Here is a 13,663-nt window from a genome sequence, read left to right on the forward strand (position 1 = left end):
CAATTTACTTTACTTTCGCTTTACGAATCATACGATACAGTGCGCTTGGCGATAAACGTGAAACCAGCACGCCTAATTTTTCTTTACGCCCACCAATCACAATATATTCATCGCCTTGCATCAATGCTTTGACCGAGTATTGTGCAAATTCATCTGCTTCTAGACCATTGGCGGTTGCTTCATTATCAAAACCTTGTGCCTGACCCGCTCCATTTAAAGCATTAATCGATACATTAGTTTTTACAAAACCAGGAAAAACTACCGAAACATCTACCCCATCCTCTGCCACTTCTGCTCTTAAACTATTGGCCCACATGTGAATTGCCGCTTTTGCCGCAGAATACGACGCACGATATTGCGTACCTAATAATCCTGCAATACTCGAAACAAATACCACTCGACCAGACTTTTGCTTTAAGAAAGTCGGCAATACCGTCTTGGTCAAAAATACCTGCGAGAAATAATCCACTTCCATAATGGTGCGTTCAGTTTGCATGGTGGTTTCAGTAATCAGGGCACGCTGACTTAAACCCGCATTATTGATCAACCAGTCAATACGTCCTTTGACCGCCAAGACTTGTTCATATGCATGTAAGACTTGAGCTTCATTGGTAATATCTGCACAAATTGAAAGATGTAAATCTGGATTTAACAATCCAACACGTACCTTTTCCAATTCATCAATGCGACGGGCAGTCAGCACCACATGTGCGCCTTGTAATGCACATTCCTGCGCCAAGGCTTTACCTAAACCTGAAGATGCTCCAGTAATCCATACCACTTTATTTTCTAAACTGTCTAGCTTGGCCATTGTTGTCTACCCTGATTCGATTACGGCAATTGCCTAATTGTTGGTTGAATTTCCTAAAAAAACAAGAAAATGATTGAAATAATGACTCATGGTTTTCGCATCATATTGCGTGCCCAATTTATCAAAACGCTTATAGCCCATTTGTGTCGTGACATGAATAACCCCGTTTAAGGTTTTATCCACCACCAGATTAAATTTCAGCATTTTTTTCGGAATCCGAATTAAATGCGTCACCCCCTGATCCACAATTTGAGTAAATGCCTGTAAAGCAGGAATCACTGCGGCATTATTACCTTGTTGCATTTCTTCGGCAGAATGAAGCAGTTCCTTCACATTTTCAGAATCAACTGGATAGGACAAATAAAATTCACCCTCTTTTTGATACATCAGTTCATGCAGATAATTCACCATTGGCAGCAAACGTTCATTGCCAAAAAGTGACACCGACCACGGCATATATTTACGTGTGGTTTCCATAATATGCTGAATCACTTTGGCAGATTCGTTGTCTCCCGAATGCGAAATGCGGGTGATCTCACCAAAAACTTGATCAATCACTTCATAGGAAATATCTGCCAGCACCTCACCTAATGCTTTAGCCAAACTCTCGGTTTGGCCTTGATTGAGTTGTTGATGAATATCCTGAAAACGTTGATGGGTTTCTGATTTCAACTTAAGTGAAATAACATAACTCATTCTATTTTTTCCTTTTTATCAAGTCCTAGGATCTTATGCGCAGTCGATATACAGACTTCATCATAAAACCTCTCACTTGCTATGACAATTGCAGAAACAAAGCATTTGACGAACATCCCAAAGCCGTTATTTTTTGCTACACTAGGTGCAATTTTTTATTCACTTTTTATCTATTCTGACTATGACTGATTCTGCGCAAAACATTGCTACGACTTACGATCCGACTGAGATCGAGAAAAAATGGTACCAAACTTGGGAAGAACGTGGCTATTTCAAGCCCTCTGAAAAAGGTGAGTCATTTTGTATCATGATTCCGCCACCAAACGTCACTGGCAGTTTGCATATGGGTCATGGTTTTAACAATGCCATTATGGATGCCTTAACACGCTACAACCGTATGTCAGGCAAAAACACCTTATGGCAACCGGGTACAGACCATGCAGGGATTGCCACACAAATGGTGGTTGAGCGTCAGTTGGGTGCTCAAGGTGTGAGCCGTCATGACCTCGGCCGTGAAAAATTCATTGAAAAAATTTGGGAATGGAAAGAGCAATCAGGCAACACCATTACCCGTCAAATCCGTCGTTTAGGTTCATCGGTAGATTGGTCGCGTGAACGCTTTACCATGGATGAAGGTTTATCCAATGCCGTGAAAGAAGTGTTCGTTAAACTGCACGAAGACGGCTTGATCTACCGTGGCAAACGTCTGGTGAACTGGGATCCAAAACTACAAACTGCGCTTTCTGACCTCGAAGTTGAGTCGGATAAAGAAGAAGCAGGTTCATTGTGGCACTTCAAATACTTCTTTGAAGATAAAAACCTACGTACCCATGACGGCAAAGACCACATTGTTGTAGCAACCACACGTCCTGAAACATTACTGGGCGATACTGCTGTTGCTGTTGCACTAGATGATGAGCGCTATACGCACCTCGTTGGTCAGAACATCATTCTGCCAATTACAGGCCGTGCTGTTCCAATCGTTAAAGATGAATATGTCGATAAAGAATTCGGTACAGGCTGTGTGAAAATCACTCCTGCGCACGACTTTAACGACTATGAAGTCGGTAAGCGTTGTGAACTCCCAATCATCAACATCTTCAATAAAAATGCAGAAGTGTTGGCTGAGTTTGAATACATCGCGAAAGCGGGCGAACAAATTTCTAAAACCATTGCTGCACCTGCGGACTATATTGGTTTAGAGCGTTTTGAAGCACGTAAAAAGCTGGTTGAACAAGCAGAGGCTGAAGGTTGGTTAGATCAAATTCAACCGTACACACTTAAACCACCTCGCGGTGACCGTTCAGGTGTGATCGTTGAGCCATTATTGACGGATCAATGGTATGTGAAAATTGAACCATTGGCGCAACCTGCCATTGAAGCGGTTCAAGATGGACGCATCAAGTTTGTTCCTGAACAGTACAGCAACATGTACATGGCGTGGATGAACAACATCCAAGACTGGTGTATCTCTCGACAACTTTGGTGGGGTCACCGTATTCCCGCTTGGTACGATGCCGAAGGTAACATCTATGTGGGTCGTGACGAAGCTGAAGTGCGTGCCAAAAACAACATCCCTGCTGATGTTGCGCTTAGCCAAGACGAAGACGTACTGGATACTTGGTTCTCTTCTGCACTTTGGACTTTCTCAACCCTTGGTTGGACTGGCGATGCCAAGAAAGATGCGGAAAACTATTTCCTCAATACTTTCCACCCAACTGATGTGTTAGTGACTGGTTTTGACATCATCTTCTTCTGGGTTGCTCGTATGATTATGTTTACGATGCACTTCATGAAAAATGAAGATGGTACGCCACAAGTTCCGTTTAAAACGGTCTATGTACACGGTTTAGTTCGTGATGGCGAAGGTCAAAAAATGTCGAAGTCTAAGGGCAACGTGCTTGATCCTTTAGACCTCATTGACGGTGTAGACCTTGAGACTTTGGTACAGAAACGTACTACAGGTCTAATGAACCCGAAACAAGCGGCGAAGATTGAGAAATCAACCCGTAAAGAGTTCCCAGAAGGCATTCAAGCCTATGGTACGGACGCAGTTCGTTTCACCTTCTGTGCACTTGCCAACACCGGTCGTGACATTAAGTTCGATATGAAACGTGTTGAAGGTTACCGTAACTTTGCCAACAAAATCTGGAACGCAACCCGTTTCGTGATGATGAACTGTGAAAATCAAGAAATTGGTAGCGAAGTTCGTCAAGACCTTTGGGAATTGCCTGAACAGTGGATCGTAAGCCGTCTACAAAAAGCAGAAGCTGCGGTACAACAAGCCTTTGCAACTTATCGTTTAGACTTGGCTGCACAAGCGATTTACGAGTTCATTTGGAATGAATACTGTGACTGGTATGTCGAACTGACAAAACCTGTTCTGAATGATGAAAACGTATCGGTTGAGCGTAAAGCTGAAGTTCGTCGTGTACTCCTTGCTGTAATGGAAGCATCTTTACGTCTTGCACATCCGCTTATGCCGTATTTGACTGAAGAAATTTGGCAGACACTTGCACCGAAACTCGGTATTTCTGGCGAAACTATTATGTTGGCGCAATACCCTGTTGCCAACCCTGAGCGTGTAAACGAACAGGCTGAAGCGGATATGCAATGGCTTCAAGGTTTGATTGGTGCAGTACGTAACATCCGTGGTGAAATGGGCTTGGGTAATGCACGTTTATTACCAGTTCTTCTACAAAACACGACGGAAGCTGAGAAAGCTCAAATCACGCGTATTGAAACGTTGTTTAAAGCTTTGGCGAAAGTAGAAAGCATTACGTTCTTGGCTGACGGTGAGCAACCGCCATTGTCTTCTTCTTCTGTTGTAGGCCATGCGTCCGTCTTTGTTCCAATGAAGGGCTTAATTGACCCAAAAGCGGAATTAGGTCGTCTACAGAAAGACTTAGACAAGGTTCAAAAGCAACATAATCAAATTGCGACTAAACTAGGCAATGAAGGTTTTGTAGCGAAAGCACCTGCGGCTGTGGTTGAAGGTGAAAAAGTGAAACTTGCTGAATTTGCTGACCAGTTAGTGAAGATTAAAGCGAATATGGAGCAAATTGCAGCGCTTTGATACTGTAATCTGACTACTATTCAATCTAAAATCCTCTTCAACTTTGAAGGGGATTTTTTATGTATCCAATAATTGGACATCATATTTTTTTATTTTTATTAGGAATACTTTTATTCTTTACAGTGAACTTTATAGGTAAATATTCAAAAGGATTTGGGTATGCAGAAATTAAATTTGATATTCATAGTGATGAACTAGTAGGGTTTAATTTCATTCTTAGAATACTCACACCCGTAGTTTTTACTATTCTTGTTTCCTCAGTACTTTTTTACTTCAAATGGGACTATTTAGTGACCAATATCTACTTGCTAGTAGCCTACAGTTTTGTATTTCGAGCACTTTGGAACTTAGCACATAATCGCACTAAGTTAATAAATTGGTATGCACAAATTGGATATGCCTCTATTGCAATAGCAGCTACATATTTAGCTTATAAATATTTAATTTTACCGAAAACACCTCTTTTTCCCGATTTAGAGACTATTGCTAATGAGCTATGGATTATAATTTTTTTGTTTTTATATAAGATCTTTAATGAAATTAAGTTTGAACCCAGATTCAAGAAAAAAAGAGTTGATAGTTATATTGAAAACCGTTTATCTGTATTTAAAAATAAATATGAAAACATCATTGATGTGACAATAGACAAAGAGCTTAAAAATTTTAAGAATAAAGCTAATAGCTATCTAATTGATCAAAAAAACTTAGAGAATTTTAAGTTTTTAAGACATACTTCACTAATGCCTTTTGATTGCATTTTTAAATTTTTTATAAAAGATATAATTTTTTCTATTATGATTAATGAAGATTTTAATAGACCATTTATTTTTAGAAAATTAGAAAAAATATTGTGTAAAGTATCAGGTAAACGTTATACACAAGGTATTATGCAAGTTTCATCGACCATCCCTTTATCTGATGAGGAAAGCATCAAATTAGCAATCCATAAAATTTTTGAAGATGCATATAACTGCTTTCTTGAAGAAACTGTTTATCTATCAGAGTCCCTATTGGTGACTTATATTGGGCGAAACTATAATCCATGTGATGACTATATCAGTTCAGTTGACGATATATATAACATTATTAAAAATGAAAAATCTGGTGAGCTACAGATTTTTATTAATGACCACACATTAATAGGTTTAGATTCATCATTTAATCTTGAATAATTTTTCCTCATCCCCCTATCACATAGGGAGAGGGAGCATCATCTGACCTAAAGATTACGCATGAATTTAACAATGGATGTTCCCTCTCCTTTTAGGAGAGGGTTAGGGAGAGGTCTGTTTTAGTTCAGAACATCTCATCCACAAATCCTCCAACACCACATCCGTCCGATTCAACACGTCATGATTCCAATACCTCACCACTCTCAAATCCAAAGCCTCTAAAAACCTTGTCCTTTCAGCATCATATTCAATCGCATCGTCTGTGCCATGCTGACTACCATCTAGCTCAATCACCAAACCCAACTCATGACAGTAAAAATCTACAATATAGGGTGCAATCACATACTGTCTGCGAAATTTAAGATTCATAAATCGTTTAGCACGAAGTAGTTGCCACATGAGGTGTTCTGCATCTGTAGCATTGCTTCGCATAGTTTTAGCGAATTCTAATAATTGTGGGTCTAGTTTCATTTTTTATTTTCCATTTTAATTACCCTCACCCCAGCCCTCTCCCATAGGGAGAGGGAGCAATCATTTGATTTCATGCCTATGTGAACTTCTCAATGGAGTTCCCTCTCCTTTCAGGAGAGGGTTAGGGAGAGGTTCTTTTAAAAACTTACAATACCCCATGCCCCAATAACATCTCTACCCCACTCACCTTTTTCATATGCTTTAAACGTTCTTTTTCCCACTTCACCTGCTGTTTTAACTCAGCAGTATCCTTATCTATCACCTTATACACATCACTCATTTTGAGCTTTTTAGTGTTGATATGACTGCTCAAGTGAAAAGACGCAAAGATCTCCTCTAACTGACTTTGCAAATTCTGACTTTGCGCTTCCAAAGACAACTGGTAAAACTTGACTTGCTCAGAGCTTAAAGCTTTTGAGCTTAAGCCTTTATTGGTTTCTAGCTGTAACTGAAGTTTCAGTAAGTAAAATAAATCCTGCGCTGCATAAGCTTCATTGACCTTCTGCAAAAGTTCAGTTTTTTCTAATTTCTTCACTTCATCAGGTTCACGGTCAGGGTGAATCATCGCGGTAATTTTTAAATACACGGTTTTCAGCGACTGCGCTGCCATTTTGGCTGCTTGCTCACGTTTTTCTTGTTGTTTTAACTGCTTGGCACGTTCTCGCTCTGCTTCATACTGGGCAGAATCATATTCATAATTTTCCCAGTCTACATCTACGTTTTGTTCTACCGTTTCAGCGTGGTCATGATTTTGTATTGAGTTTGCTTTGGCTTTCTTCGCGTGTAGATGCTCTGCATGCTGCATATAGAAAGTATCAATTTTATCTACCTGCTCTTGTTGCGCGGAAGTTAGCCTCTGAGATTTTTTCAACATCTTGGCTAAAGCGGCTATTTGGGTGTCAATCTGCACCAAATCTGCTTTGCTAAAAGCATCACTGGCTAAGTGATTCCACAAGCTATCGAGCTGTGCAAATAAAACCGTGTGTAACTCGCTATACACAGGTAAAAGCTTACTGCGCGTATAATTTTGAATATCGGCTTGCGCATTTTTCCATGTTGCCAGTTCTTGTTTTTGTTGTTCAATCTGGTCAATTAAACGATTTAATTTTTTCTGCTGTGGAGACTGTTCAGCCCTGTGCTGTAAGCTGATTTTGAGATCAAAGGACATACTCATTCACACGCTGCAAAATAAAAGCACTATAACAAGATTACCCCGATGATTGAATGTTCATGCCCGATATAGCCCAATCTAAATCTTTGATTCATATCAACAGAAATAAATGCACAATCACAGTGCCCTGCATGGTGCGACATACAAATAATGGGCTTTAAACAGCATAGTTAAATCGATGCTTTCGCACTTTTCTTATCTTTTTAAAGTGGATGGTGAGGTATATATTGGTATGTATATAAGCAACCCTAAAATTTAAAAAATAATTTTAAAATCATTTGGTTATATTCAAATTAAAAACTTACTATCGATTTATCAATTTGGAATATTCTGACAACGAATTGTTTATTTTTATTAAACACAGTATTTTATTAAATTATGTAATTCTATTCAGGCATAGATTCTGCTTTGTTCACTCTAAATTTTATTTATTGGCTTTAAATCTGTTTAAAACTTAAAGATTTATCGTTAACAAAGCATCAACAATCTGACCTGCGCAACTGACTAAAACTCGCGCTAAGATGAAGTTAAACCTGTTTGTTAAACAAGCAGCCAATAATGCAAAAACAAATAAACTGATGGATATTCAGTCAATAAATAAAGTGAATGATGAGAACAAAACACAAGGAGTTTTACTTATGTTATTAAAACGGCCCCTGACTTCCCTGCTCTGTGCCAGTACGTTGGTATTCGGTTTAAGCGCCTGTAGTGGCGATAAGACACCAAGTAGTAATGATTCTGCGGGCAAAGAAAGTTCCGCATCGGGAACGCTACAAAAAATTAAACAGTCAGGTACTATTGTATTGGGCTATCGTGACTCTTCCATTCCATTTTCCTATATTGCCGACAATCCGAATCAACCTGTAGGCTATGCACATGATTTACAACTTAAAGTTGTAGATGCAGTCAAACAAAAACTAAATATGCCTGATTTAAAAATTCGCTATAACTTGGTCACCAGTCAAAACCGTATTCCATTGGTCTCTAATGGTACAGTCGACTTAGAATGTGGCTCGACCACCAACAACAAAGAACGCCAACAACAAGTCGATTTTTCTGTGGGATATTTTGAAGTGGGTTCGCGTTTACTCACCGCCAAAGACTCTGGGGTTAAAGACTTTGCCGACTTAAAAGGCAAAAAATTGGTCACCACCGCAGGAACCACTTCAGAACGTTATATTCGCCAACATGAAAAAGAACTGGGGATTGGTGAAGTTATTTCTGCCAAAGACCATGCCGAATCTTTCTTAATGCTACAAAATGGTCGTGCTGCGGCATTTATGATGGATGATATTTTACTTGCGGGGGAAAAATCGAAAGCCAAAGACCCAAATCAATGGGTGATTGTAGGCACTGCACCTATTCATGAAATTTATGGCTGTATGCTCAGAAAAGGCGACCCTGAATTTAAACAAGTGGTAGATGATGCAATTAAAGCAGTCTATAGCTCAGGTGAAATTAATAACATGTATAAAAAATGGTTCGAACAACCTATTCCACCTAAAAATATCAACCTGAACTTTGCAATGTCAGAACAATTAAAAGCCCTGATTGCATCACCACATGACCGTGATCAGTAATTTACGCTGATTATTCTCTCAATGATTCTCAGGTAGTGCTTTCGCCTACCTGATTAAGAATATGGAGCTCCTATGAACTATAGCTGGAACTGGGGCGTACTATTTCAATCTACCGGTGTCGGTGACAGTAGCTATTTCAACTGGATTTTAACAGGCTTAGGTTGGTTATTGTTTATTGCCATCGTGGCATGGTCTATCGCATTTGTCTTGGGTAGTTTACTTGGCATAATGCGTACGCTTCCCAATAAAACTGCACGTGCAATTGGCACAGCTTATGTGACTATTTTTCGTAATGTCCCTTTATTAATACAACTGTTTATTTGGTTTTATGTGGTGCCCAATTTTTTACCTGCGGGACTGAAAGATTGGTGGATCAATGATTTAAGTGCCAATACTAGTGCCCTCATTTCTGCCAGTATTGGCTTAGGGCTGTTTACTGCTGCACGGGTCGGTGAACAAGTCCGTACAGGGATTGAAGCCTTGCCCATTGGGCAAATTAATGCAGGCTATGCCATGGGGTTCAGTACTGCACAATTATACCGTTACATTATTTTGCCCCAGTCTTTCCGTACCATTTTACCTCCACTCAGCTCAGAACTGACCAACTGTGTAAAAAACACCTCGGTCGCGTCACTGGTCGGTGTGGCTGAAATTATTTCACAGATGAAAACGATCAGTGAGTACACGCAAAATACCATCGAGATTTATACCTACGTCACCATTATTTTTATTGTGATTAACATCTGCTTAATTCAATTTATGACTTTGCTGGAAAAACGCTTGCGTATTCCTGGCACGATTGCAGGAGATAAATAATGGACTGGCTCACTGCATTTTTTCAAGATTTACATCTCTCTGCACCTGCCCTATGGCATGGCCTCAGCATTACCCTAAAAGTCGTCTGTATATCGACCGTGGGGGGTATTTTTATTGGGACTTTACTGGCTTTGATGCGACTGTCTTCAATTCGGATATTGAATTTGATTGCGCAAACCTATGTCAATTTATTCCGTTCTATTCCCCTGCTGTTGGTACTGATGTGGTTTTACTTTGCCGTTCCATTTTTCTATACCGCAATTACAGGCAATTATTTGACCATCGATACCGCTTTGGTTTCGAGTATTGTCGCCTTTATGCTGTTTGAGGCGGCTTATTTTTCTGAAATTGTCCGCGCAGGTATTCAGTCTATTCCCAAAGGACAAAACGCCGCAGCTTATGCCCTAGGAATGAGCTATGGTCAATCCATGCGTCTCATTATTCTGCCACAAGCCTTTCGAAAAATGACGCCCTTGCTACTCCAGCAAACCATTATCTTGTTCCAAGATTCGACCATGGTGTATGCAATTGGCCTGCTCGATTTTTTCCGTACCAACTATGTTCGTGGCGACCTGATGTCATTATTGACCCAGTACATTCTATTTGCAGGTCTGGTCTACTTTAGCATCAGTGTGTTGGCAACATTTATTGTGAAAAAAATTCAAAGGAGATTAAAAGTATGAGTGACCCAAAAATAATGATTGATCTCCAAAATGTCAGTAAATGGTATCAACAGTTTCAAGTTCTGACCGATTGCACCACGCAAATTTGCCAAGGTGAAGTCGTGGTGGTTTGTGGACCTTCGGGTTCAGGCAAATCGACCCTCATTAAAACCGTCAATGGTTTAGAACCCTTTCAAAAAGGGCAAATTTTTGTGGATGGTATCCCAATTGCAGACCCAAAAACCGATCTAAATAAATTGCGTAGCCGTGTAGGTATGGTATTCCAACACTTTGAATTATTTCCGCATTTAAGTGTGACTGAAAATCTAACCATCGGCCAAATCAAAGTTTTAGGGCGTAGTGCTGATGAAGCGAAGAAAAAAGGACTGGCTTACCTAGACCGTGTTGGATTAAGTTCGCAAGCCGATAAATTCCCTGCACAGCTGTCTGGTGGACAACAGCAACGTGTCGCCATTGCGCGTGCTTTGAGTATGGACCCCATTGCCATGTTGTTTGATGAGCCGACTTCCGCACTCGACCCTGAAATGATTAATGAAGTACTCGAAGTAATGGTCGGTCTGGCAAAAGAAGGCATGACCATGATGTGTGTTACACATGAAATGGGCTTTGCACGCCAAGTGGCGAATCGGATTATCTTTATGGATCAAGGCAAAATTGTCGAGGACTGCTCCAAAGATGAATTCTTTACCACACCTCGTAGCGAACGGGCTCAACAATTCTTAGAGAATATTTTGCATTAATTTCGTGCACATTCATCAAGAGGAACTCAGCCTCTTGATGAAATTTGTTAGGAATCCTAGAACAATAAAAATTCACTTCAATCTGCTGATTTAGCAAATTTAAATGACAAAAAAAATTCTGAACGAATATTCAATTTATATCTATGATTTTTAATTTAATTAAATAGAAACCATAATTTCACATGATTTTAAATTGCAACATAGAGCACTTTTTTAAGTCGTTACGCACTATTTTCCACCGAATAATTCATGGTTTTATCTGAATTGGTGCATTTTTTGCTTAATTATATGCATGAACGGAGTGTTTGGTTGCTGAACTCCAATTTTTAGATTTACTAAACTATTTTGGTGCAAATTCTCTTCCCAAATTTGCACCTAAAGTCGTATTTAGCACTTTTTTCGAGCAAGCTATGCAAGATATCGATTTACTTTTTTTACTGCTAGGAGCAGTGCTGGTACTGGCCATGCATGCCGGTTTCGCATTTTTAGAACTAGGAACAGTTCGACATAAAAATCAGGTGAATGCCTTAAGTAAAATCCTAACAGATTTTGCGCTGTCCGCGATGGCTTACTTTTTTGTGGGTTACTACATTGCCTATGGACATCATTTCTTCCACATGGGAGCAACTTTAGCAGCAGATCATGGTTATAACCTGATGCGCTGCTTCTTTTTACTGACTTTTGCTGCGGCTATTCCTGCTATTATTTCTGGTGGCATTGCGGAACGTGCCAAAATGCGTTCCCAAGCCCTTGCTACGCTGCTTTTAGTCGCCTTGGTCTATCCATTTTTCGAAGGCATTGTGTGGAATGGTAATTTTGGCATTCAGGCATGGTTAGAGCACTCTTTTGGTGCACCATTCCATGACTTTGCAGGGTCGGTAGTTGTACATGCCATGGGTGGATGGATTGCTTTAGCGGCGGTGATTTTACTGGGTGCACGTCATGGTCGTTATAAAAAAGATGGTCGCGTCAGTGCGCACCCACCTTCATCCATTCCTTTCCTTGCCTTAGGTTCTTGGATTCTAATCGTGGGCTGGTTTGGCTTTAACGTCATGAGTGCACAACGTTTAGATGCGATTTCAGGCATGGTTGCCATTAATTCACTCATGGCTATGGTGGGCGGAACTATTACAGCCAACATGATCGGCAAAAATGACCCCGGCTTCTTACATAATGGGCCACTTGCTGGCTTAGTTGCCATCTGTGCAGGCTCTGACATTGTGCATCCTTTTGGTGCGCTTGTGATTGGTGCCATTGCTGGGATTATTTTTGTGAAGTTCTTTACTTACACCCAAAACAAACTCAAAGTGGATGATGTATTGGGGGTGTGGCCTCTACACGGAATTTGTGGTGCTTTTGGTGGTCTTGCAGTGGGTATTTTCGGTCAGCAATCGTTAGGTGGTATTGGTGGCGTGTCCATGATGTCACAAATCATTGGCACTCTATTTGCGATTGTGGTTGCCCTTGCGGGTGGATTTGCAGTGTACGGTGGTTTAAAAGCCTGCATCGGTATTCGTTTATCACAAGAAGATGAATTTCGTGGTGCCGATTTGTCCATCCACAAAATTTCAGCCAATTCTGACGACAGTATGTTTTAAAGCTTTTTCAATTTCCGCATGTTGCGAAGCGATTCTCAGGAATCGCTTTTTTTATGACTTAAATTTTATGGTTGCTCTAAATAAGCATATAACTCATGTAACTGCTGGATACGTGAAACCTTTAAACTTTCATCTTCAGGGTGAAAACCTTGCAACCAGATGGCTTGCATCCCTGCTTGCTGAGCTCCTCGAATATCATTCACAGGATGATCTCCAATAAACAAACATTCTGAAGGATGTACCTTTAAGCTTTCCGCACCATGTAAAAAGATTTCTTTATGAGGTTTGCTCATTCCCACCAGTTCGGAACTAATAATTTCATCAAAATAATCCGTAAAGCCTAAACCTTGCAAAATGTTTAAGCGTGTTGCATGTCCGCCATTCGACACCACCGCTAAAGCGTAATCTTGTTGTTTCAAGCGTTCTAACAGCTCCAATGCGCCTGGCATAGCCACAGCACACTGCCCAAAATGCTGAAACCAAAAATCGGTTAAGTCTTGAAAATCTATCTCAGTTTTCCAAGCCAACTCTTGCAATAAAGCAAATGCAACCGATGCCCCAATGCTCGGATGAGTCAGTTGTTCTTTTTTGGGATATCCGCCATTATCAATTCGACGGATAATCTGCTGTATTTTTTCCAAATCAGGTGCGAATAAGTCCGACTGAAACTGTTGCAGTAAAAACTTACTATACTGCTGAATACTTTGGTCACGATGGGTTAAGGTATTGTCCAAATCAAATAATACGGCACGGATAGGCATAACAATCTCAGTGACTTTTTTCTCTAATCTAACACTTTCATACCGCTTTACATTACACATTGTCTGCTAAGTTTCGCATTAAAACTGT

12 protein-coding genes are annotated in these 13,663 nt (G+C 40.2%); 7 read left to right on the forward strand and 5 right to left on the reverse strand.

What is annotated here, in order from left to right; translation table 11 throughout:
• Positions 1 to 4 precede the first annotated feature (4 nt).
• The gene (locus tag E0H87_RS08100; protein ID WP_131323115.1) at positions 5 to 811 is read right to left on the reverse strand and encodes an SDR family NAD(P)-dependent oxidoreductase; all 807 of its coding nucleotides are present in this window, start codon (positions 809 to 811) and stop codon (positions 5 to 7) included.
• Between the two features lie 33 nt (positions 812 to 844).
• Complete coding sequence (locus E0H87_RS08105) at positions 845 to 1,507, reverse strand: hypothetical protein (protein ID WP_131323116.1); 663 nt, start codon at positions 1,505 to 1,507, stop codon at positions 845 to 847.
• Positions 1,508 to 1,688: 181 nt separating this feature from the next.
• Between E0H87_RS08105 and E0H87_RS08110 the strand changes: the two genes are divergently transcribed.
• Both E0H87_RS08110 and E0H87_RS08115 read left to right on the forward strand, forming a co-directional pair.
• Positions 1,689 to 4,583 carry a valine--tRNA ligase gene (locus tag E0H87_RS08110; RefSeq protein ID WP_131323117.1) on the forward strand — a complete coding sequence of 965 codons (2,895 nt, stop codon included), beginning with the start codon at positions 1,689 to 1,691 and terminating at the stop codon, positions 4,581 to 4,583.
• A 59-nt stretch (positions 4,584 to 4,642) separates the two neighbouring features.
• Positions 4,643 to 5,755: a hypothetical protein gene (locus tag E0H87_RS08115; RefSeq protein WP_131323118.1), complete on the forward strand. Its 1,113-nt coding sequence runs from the start codon at positions 4,643 to 4,645 to the stop codon at positions 5,753 to 5,755.
• Positions 5,756 to 5,857: 102 nt separating this feature from the next.
• Here E0H87_RS08115 and E0H87_RS08120 read toward each other — a convergent pair whose 3' ends face one another.
• Together E0H87_RS08120 and E0H87_RS08125 are read right to left on the reverse strand one after the other, a co-directional pair.
• Positions 5,858 to 6,226: an endonuclease domain-containing protein gene (locus E0H87_RS08120; RefSeq protein WP_131323119.1), complete on the reverse strand. Its 369-nt coding sequence runs from the start codon at positions 6,224 to 6,226 to the stop codon at positions 5,858 to 5,860.
• A gap of 145 nt (positions 6,227 to 6,371) precedes the next feature.
• Positions 6,372 to 7,394 carry a molecular chaperone DnaJ gene (locus E0H87_RS08125; protein WP_131323322.1) on the reverse strand — a complete coding sequence of 341 codons (1,023 nt, stop codon included), beginning with the start codon at positions 7,392 to 7,394 and terminating at the stop codon, positions 6,372 to 6,374.
• A 641-nt stretch (positions 7,395 to 8,035) separates the two neighbouring features.
• Between E0H87_RS08125 and E0H87_RS08130 the strand changes: the two genes are divergently transcribed.
• From E0H87_RS08130 to E0H87_RS08150, 5 genes are all read left to right on the forward strand, one after another.
• Positions 8,036 to 8,977: a transporter substrate-binding domain-containing protein gene (locus tag E0H87_RS08130; protein ID WP_131323120.1), complete on the forward strand. Its 942-nt coding sequence runs from the start codon at positions 8,036 to 8,038 to the stop codon at positions 8,975 to 8,977.
• A 72-nt stretch (positions 8,978 to 9,049) separates the two neighbouring features.
• Positions 9,050 to 9,793, forward strand: coding sequence for an amino acid ABC transporter permease (locus tag E0H87_RS08135; RefSeq protein WP_131323121.1), 744 nt, complete (start codon positions 9,050 to 9,052; stop codon positions 9,791 to 9,793).
• Positions 9,793 to 10,476 (forward strand): ABC transporter permease subunit, encoded by a 684-nt coding sequence (locus tag E0H87_RS08140; RefSeq protein WP_131323122.1) that lies wholly within the window; start codon positions 9,793 to 9,795, stop codon positions 10,474 to 10,476. The genes E0H87_RS08135 and E0H87_RS08140 overlap by 1 nt, the downstream gene beginning before the upstream one ends.
• A 14-nt stretch (positions 10,477 to 10,490) precedes the next feature.
• Positions 10,491 to 11,216: an amino acid ABC transporter ATP-binding protein gene (locus E0H87_RS08145; RefSeq protein WP_171458361.1), complete on the forward strand. Its 726-nt coding sequence runs from the start codon at positions 10,491 to 10,493 to the stop codon at positions 11,214 to 11,216.
• 410 nt (positions 11,217 to 11,626) lie between these two features.
• Positions 11,627 to 12,814 carry an ammonium transporter gene (locus E0H87_RS08150; RefSeq protein WP_131323124.1) on the forward strand — a complete coding sequence of 396 codons (1,188 nt, stop codon included), beginning with the start codon at positions 11,627 to 11,629 and terminating at the stop codon, positions 12,812 to 12,814.
• Positions 12,815 to 12,879: 65 nt separating this feature from the next.
• On the opposite strand, the gene E0H87_RS08155 is transcribed toward E0H87_RS08150, so the two are convergent.
• Positions 12,880 to 13,575: an HAD family hydrolase gene (locus E0H87_RS08155; RefSeq protein WP_131323125.1), complete on the reverse strand. Its 696-nt coding sequence runs from the start codon at positions 13,573 to 13,575 to the stop codon at positions 12,880 to 12,882.
• Positions 13,576 to 13,663 lie beyond the last annotated feature (88 nt).

The organism is Acinetobacter sp. ANC 4178 (assembly GCF_004331175.1).
In the GTDB taxonomy this organism is placed as follows: Bacteria; Pseudomonadota; Gammaproteobacteria; order Pseudomonadales; family Moraxellaceae; genus Acinetobacter.

Excerpts from the sequence above, each read along its gene's own strand:
- E0H87_RS08125 (WP_131323322.1), bottom strand. The coding sequence starts at position 7,394 with ATGTCCTTTGATCTCAAAATCAGCTTACAGCACAGGGCTGAACAGTCT.
- E0H87_RS08110 (WP_131323117.1), top strand. The coding sequence starts at position 1,689 with ATGACTGATTCTGCGCAAAACATTGCTACGACTTACGATCCGACTGAG.
- E0H87_RS08140 (WP_131323122.1), top strand. The coding sequence starts at position 9,793 with ATGGACTGGCTCACTGCATTTTTTCAAGATTTACATCTCTCTGCACCT.
- E0H87_RS08120 (WP_131323119.1), bottom strand. The coding sequence starts at position 6,226 with ATGAAACTAGACCCACAATTATTAGAATTCGCTAAAACTATGCGAAGC.
- E0H87_RS08155 (WP_131323125.1), bottom strand. The coding sequence starts at position 13,575 with ATGCCTATCCGTGCCGTATTATTTGATTTGGACAATACCTTAACCCAT.
- E0H87_RS08105 (WP_131323116.1), bottom strand. The coding sequence starts at position 1,507 with ATGAGTTATGTTATTTCACTTAAGTTGAAATCAGAAACCCATCAACGT.
- E0H87_RS08130 (WP_131323120.1), top strand. The coding sequence starts at position 8,036 with ATGTTATTAAAACGGCCCCTGACTTCCCTGCTCTGTGCCAGTACGTTG.
- E0H87_RS08115 (WP_131323118.1), top strand. The coding sequence starts at position 4,643 with ATGTATCCAATAATTGGACATCATATTTTTTTATTTTTATTAGGAATA.
- E0H87_RS08145 (WP_171458361.1), top strand. The coding sequence starts at position 10,491 with ATGATTGATCTCCAAAATGTCAGTAAATGGTATCAACAGTTTCAAGTT.
- E0H87_RS08150 (WP_131323124.1), top strand. The coding sequence starts at position 11,627 with ATGCAAGATATCGATTTACTTTTTTTACTGCTAGGAGCAGTGCTGGTA.
- E0H87_RS08135 (WP_131323121.1), top strand. The coding sequence starts at position 9,050 with ATGAACTATAGCTGGAACTGGGGCGTACTATTTCAATCTACCGGTGTC.
- E0H87_RS08100 (WP_131323115.1), bottom strand. The coding sequence starts at position 811 with ATGGCCAAGCTAGACAGTTTAGAAAATAAAGTGGTATGGATTACTGGA.